This window comes from Aquimarina algicola (assembly GCF_006443095.1).
GTDB lineage: Bacteria > Bacteroidota > Bacteroidia > Flavobacteriales > Flavobacteriaceae > Aquimarina > Aquimarina algicola.
On sequence record NZ_VFWZ01000013.1, the window covers coordinates 1 to 5,874 of the forward strand.

Below are 5,874 nucleotides of genomic sequence, written 5' to 3' on the forward strand. Positions count from 1 at the left end.
TTTTATTTTGAGGATTATTTTTATTGTAAAGCTAAGGTTACTAGAGTGTTAAGATTTTTGTTATTTTTTTTGGTTAAAAAAAGGTAATTTTTTTGTTGTTGATTTAAAAAAGGGTTGTATGTTTGCACCCGCAAAACGGGATTTGGTTTTGCGTTGTTCATATAAGATTTGATAGGTTTGTTACCGGGTATTTTTGGGATTTGTTTTCGGAAATATTTTTTTTAAAAAAAAGTTCAAAAAAGTTTTGGTAGTAAAAAAAAGGGTTTTATATTTGCACCCGCTTTAAGGAACAAGCGTAGAGCTAAAGCGGGATAAGCGTTCATTTACAAGATAAAATAATATACAGGAGTAGGGGTTAATTTGTAGCTTCATTGGGTTCGATTCCCGGTTATTAACAAGAGTGATTACCTTCGATATTTATCGTTAGGGAGATTGCTGAAAAAGTTCATAGACATATTGATTGACAGCGCGTATTTTAATTTAAGGTGTTATTACATTTTAGATGAGATACAGAATTTAAGCAAAAGACTAATTTTCATTAGCAGTTATGATTATAATTCCTGTTGTTTAGTTGAATAATATTTTACGAAACAACGATGAAGAGTTTGATCCTGGCTCAGGATGAACGCTAGCGGCAGGCTTAACACATGCAAGTCGAGGGGCAGCATGATCTGCTTGCAGATTGATGGCGACCGGCGCACGGGTGCGTAACGCGTATAGAACCTACCTTTAACTTAGGGATAGCCCAGAGAAATTTGGATTAATACCTTATAGTATTATTGATTGGCATCGATTAATAATTAAAGATTTATTGGTTAGAGATGGCTATGCGTCTTATTAGCTAGTTGGTTAGGTAACGGCTAACCAAGGCAACGATAAGTAGGGGTCCTGAGAGGGAGATCCCCCACACTGGTACTGAGACACGGACCAGACTCCTACGGGAGGCAGCAGTGAGGAATATTGGACAATGGAGGCAACTCTGATCCAGCCATGCCGCGTGTAGGAAGACTGCCCTATGGGTTGTAAACTACTTTTATAGAGGAAGAAACCCCGGTATGTATACCGGTCTGACGGTACTCTACGAATAAGGATCGGCTAACTCCGTGCCAGCAGCCGCGGTAATACGGAGGATCCAAGCGTTATCCGGAATCATTGGGTTTAAAGGGTCCGTAGGCGGATTTATAAGTCAGTGGTGAAAGTTTGCGGCTCAACCGTAAAATTGCCATTGATACTGTAGATCTTGAATTATTGTGAAGTGGTTAGAATGTGTAGTGTAGCGGTGAAATGCATAGATATTACACAGAATACCGATTGCGAAGGCAGATCACTAACAATTGATTGACGCTAAGGGACGAAAGCGTGGGTAGCGAACAGGATTAGATACCCTGGTAGTCCACGCTGTAAACGATGGTTACTAGCTGTTCGATTTTCGGATTGAGTGGCTAAGCGAAAGTGATAAGTAACCCACCTGGGGAGTACGTTCGCAAGAATGAAACTCAAAGGAATTGACGGGGGCCCGCACAAGCGGTGGAGCATGTGGTTTAATTCGATGATACGCGAGGAACCTTACCAGGGCTTAAATGTAGGTTGACAGGTCTAGAGATAGATTTTTCTTCGGACAACTTACAAGGTGCTGCATGGTTGTCGTCAGCTCGTGCCGTGAGGTGTCAGGTTAAGTCCTATAACGAGCGCAACCCCTGTTGTTAGTTGCCAGCGAGTCATGTCGGGAACTCTAGCAAGACTGCCGGTGCAAACCGCGAGGAAGGTGGGGATGACGTCAAATCATCACGGCCCTTACGTCCTGGGCCACACACGTGCTACAATGGCCGGTACAGTGAGCAGCCACTACGCGAGTAGGCGCGAATCTTCAAAGCCGGTCACAGTTCGGATCGGAGTCTGCAACTCGACTCCGTGAAGCTGGAATCGCTAGTAATCGGATATCAGCCATGATCCGGTGAATACGTTCCCGGGCCTTGTACACACCGCCCGTCAAGCCATGGAAGCTGGGGGTACCTGAAGTCCGTCACCGTAAGGAGCGGCCTAGGGTAAAACTAGTAACTGGGGCTAAGTCGTAACAAGGTAGCCGTACCGGAAGGTGCGGCTGGAACACCTCCTTTCTAGAGCAAATAAATGATAGGAATTAATTATATATTATAGGTCTAATGGATCTAAGTCTTTTGAGCTGTTGGTCGATTATTATTTAGTATTGGGTAAGCTATATTAGGTATTAAGTAAAGACATATTTAGGTGTTATCTGAATACTGATTACTGATTACTCTTTACTATAGAAACAGTCTCATAGCTCAGCTGGTTAGAGCGCTACACTGATAATGTAGAGGTCGGCAGTTCGAGTCTGCCTGAGACTACAGTTTTAAGGTTTTAGATTTACGATTGTTGATTTGAGATTGTTGATTTGAGATTTTAAGAAGTTCATTAAGAATTATGAAGGAAATTTTAGAAGTTGTGCTACTGTCAACTATAAACTGGCAACTGCCTACTTTATTGACGGGGAATTAGCTCAGCTGGCTAGAGCGCCTGCCTTGCACGCAGGAGGTCACCGGTTCGACTCCGGTATTCTCCACAAGGCAATGCCTTGGGATTTAAATTTCAAGAGTATTGCGATACAGAGTTGTTTACTGATTTTACTCAGTTACGACTCTTGATAACGTTCATTGACATATTGATTGAATACACGAGCACACACATTGATTGTGTGTTTATAGAGTAAAAAAAATAATAATATAGAGCAAAAAAGCAAGACGCATAAGCTAATTAAGGGCGTATGGGGAATGCCTAGGCTCTCAGAGGCGAAGAAGGACGTGATAAGCTGCGATAAGCTGTGGTTAGTGGCACATACACATTGATCCGCAGATTTCCGAATGGGGCAACCCGGTATATTGAAGATATATCACACCGTAAGGTGGGCGAACCCGGAGAACTGAAACATCTAAGTACCCGGAGGAGAAGAAAACAATAGTGATTCCGTTAGTAGTGGCGAGCGAACGCGGATTAGCCCAAACCAATGTTGTTACGGCAACATTGGGGTTGTAGGACTACGATATTTGGTGTATAATGAATTAGAATCCTTTGGAAAGAGGAGCCAAAGAGGGTGATAGTCCCGTATAGGTAAGTTATATGTTGATAGTAGTATCCTGAGTAGCGCGGGGCACGTGTAACCCTGTGTGAATCTGTGGGGACCATCCCATAAGGCTAAATACTCCTGAGAGACCGATAGTGAACCAGTACCGTGAGGGAAAGGTGAAAAGAACCCTGAATAAGGGAGTGAAAAAGATCCTGAAACCATACGCTTACAAGCGGTCGGAGCCATTTTTGGTGACGGCGTGCCTTTTGCATAATGAGCCTACGAGTTACTTTTACTAGCGAGGTTAAGGTGTTCAGCACCGGATCCGTAGCGAAAGCGAGTCTGAATAGGGCGTATAGTTAGTAGTAGTAGACGCGAAACCGTGTGATCTACCCATGGGCAGGTTGAAGCTTTGTTAACCCAAAGTGGAGGACCGAACCCGTTGACGTTGAAAAGTCTTGGGATGACCTGTGGGTAGGGGTGAAAGGCCAATCAAACTCGGAAATAGCTCGTACTCCCCGAAATGCATTTAGGTGCAGCGTTGATTTAGTTTTATAGAGGTAGAGCTACTGATTGGATGCGGGGGCTTCACCGCCTACCAATTCCTGACAAACTCCGAATGCTATAAAATGATGATCAGCAGTGAGGGCATGGGTGCTAAGGTCCATGTCCGAGAGGGAAAGAACCCAGACCATCAGCTAAGGTCCCAAAATATATGCTAAGTTGAATAAACGCGGTTGAACTGCTTAGACAGCTAGGATGTTGGCTTGGAAGCAGCCATTCATTTAAAGAGTGCGTAACAGCTCACTAGTCGAGCGGTTCGGCATGGATAATAATCGGGCATAAGCATATTACCGAAGCTATGGACGAAAGTGGTAGGGGAGCATTGTAGTGGCGTTGAAGGTTTAGCGTGAGCTAATCTGGAGCATCTACAAAAGAAAATGTAGGCATAAGTAACGATAAGGAGGGCGAGAAACCCTCCCACCGAAAGACTAAGGTTTCCTCAGCTATGCTAATCAGCTGAGGGTTAGTCGGGTCCTAACGCGTACCCGAAAGGGGAAGTGGATGGATAACAGGTTAATATTCCTGTACCTGCCGGAGTTAAAAGTGACGGAGGCGAATAGTTAGTGCGTACTGACGGAATAGTACGTTGAAAGGAGTAGTAATACCCTGATAGTACACCAAGGCTACGGCTGCGGTGATAATCTAGCGAATCGACTTCCAAGAAAAGCGATCCAGGCAGCCCGTACCGTAAACCGACACAGGTAGTTGGGATGAGAATTCTAAGGTGCTCGAGCGATTCATGGCTAAGGAACTAGGCAAAATCGACCCGTAACTTCGGGAGAAGGGTCGCCACACTTTTGTGTGGCCGCAGTGAAAAGGTCCAGGCGACTGTTTATCAAAAACACAGGGCTATGCTAATTAGAAATAAGATGTATATGGCCTGACACCTGCCCGGTGCCGGAAGGTTAAGAGGAGATGTTAGCATTAGCGAAGCATTGAATTGAAGCCCCGGTAAACGGCGGCCGTAACTATAACGGTCCTAAGGTAGCGAAATTCCTTGTCGGGTAAGTTCCGACCTGCACGAATGGTGCAACGATCTGGACACTGTCTCAGCCATGATCTCGGTGAAATTGTAGTATCGGTGAAGATGCCGGTTACCCGCTACGGGACGAAAAGACCCCGTGAACCTTTACTATAGCTTAGTATTGGTTTTGGATAAGTAATGTGTAGGATAGGTGGGAGACTATGAAGGTGCGTCGCCAGGCGTATTGGAGTCATTGTTGAAATACCACCCTTTGCTTATTCGAGATCTAACTCAGTGATGAGGACAGTGCTTGGTGGGTAGTTTGACTGGGGTGGTCGCCTCCAAAAGAGTAACGGAGGCTTCTAAAGGTCTGCTCAGTACGGTTGGTAATCGTGCGTAGAGTGCAATGGCATAAGCAGGCTTGACTGAGAGAGGTACATCTCGATCAGGTAGGAAACTAGAGCATAGTGATCCGGTGGTTCCGCATGGAAGGGCCATCGCTCAAAGGATAAAAGGTACTCCGGGGATAACAGGCTGATCTCCCCCAAGAGCTCACATCGACGGGGGGGTTTGGCACCTCGATGTCGGCTCGTCACATCCTGGGGCTGGAGAAGGTCCCAAGGGTTGGGCTGTTCGCCCATTAAAGTGGCACGCGAGCTGGGTTCAGAACGTCGTGAGACAGTTCGGTCTCTATCTGTAGTGGGCGTTAGAAATTTGAGTGGATCTGACTTTAGTACGAGAGGACCGAGTTGGACGAACCGCTGGTGTATCTGTTGTTCCGCCAGGGGCATTGCAGAGTAGCTACGTTCGGAAGGGATAAGCGCTGAAAGCATATAAGCGCGAAACCCACCACAAGATGAGATTTCTTTAAAGGGTCGTGGGAGACTACCACGTTGATAGGCTATAGGTGTACAGGCAGTAATGTCATAGCCGAGTAGTACTAATAACCCATAGGCTTATGCGTTGAAGTTTGCTTTATTTTATACTGTATTTACTTTAGGTTTGTATGTTCAATCAATATGTTAACAATATTTATTCCCGTGAAGACGGGAATCTCCTAGCCAAGGACAGGAAATCTTTTCAAATAGATTCCTACCTACGCAGGAAACCTTTTAAGGTGGTTATAGCATCGGGGCTCACCTCTTACCATTCCGAACAGAGTAGTTAAGCCCGTTAGCGCCAATGGTACTACAATCGTGGGAGAGTAGGTCGCCGCCTTCTTCAAAACCCTTCATTACTTAAAATGAAGGGTTTTTTTTAGTTT

2 tRNA genes and 3 rRNA genes are annotated in these 5,874 nt (G+C 45.2%); all 5 read left to right on the forward strand.

Annotated features, from left to right (window positions below):
* Positions 1-593 precede the first annotated feature (593 nt).
* Positions 594-2,117: ribosomal RNA gene (locus FHK87_RS25900) — 16S ribosomal RNA — on the forward strand.
* A 175-nt stretch (positions 2,118-2,292) separates the two neighbouring features.
* Positions 2,293-2,366: transfer RNA gene (locus FHK87_RS25905), tRNA-Ile, on the forward strand.
* A 141-nt stretch (positions 2,367-2,507) separates the two neighbouring features.
* A tRNA-Ala gene (locus FHK87_RS25910) sits at positions 2,508-2,581 on the forward strand.
* Positions 2,582-2,761: 180 nt separating this feature from the next.
* Positions 2,762-5,574, forward strand: a 23S ribosomal RNA gene (locus FHK87_RS25915).
* Between the two features lie 149 nt (positions 5,575-5,723).
* Positions 5,724-5,831: ribosomal RNA gene (rrf, locus tag FHK87_RS25920) — 5S ribosomal RNA — on the forward strand.
* Together the 16S, 23S and 5S rRNA genes with 2 tRNA genes alongside form the textbook arrangement of a ribosomal RNA operon.
* Positions 5,832-5,874 lie beyond the last annotated feature (43 nt).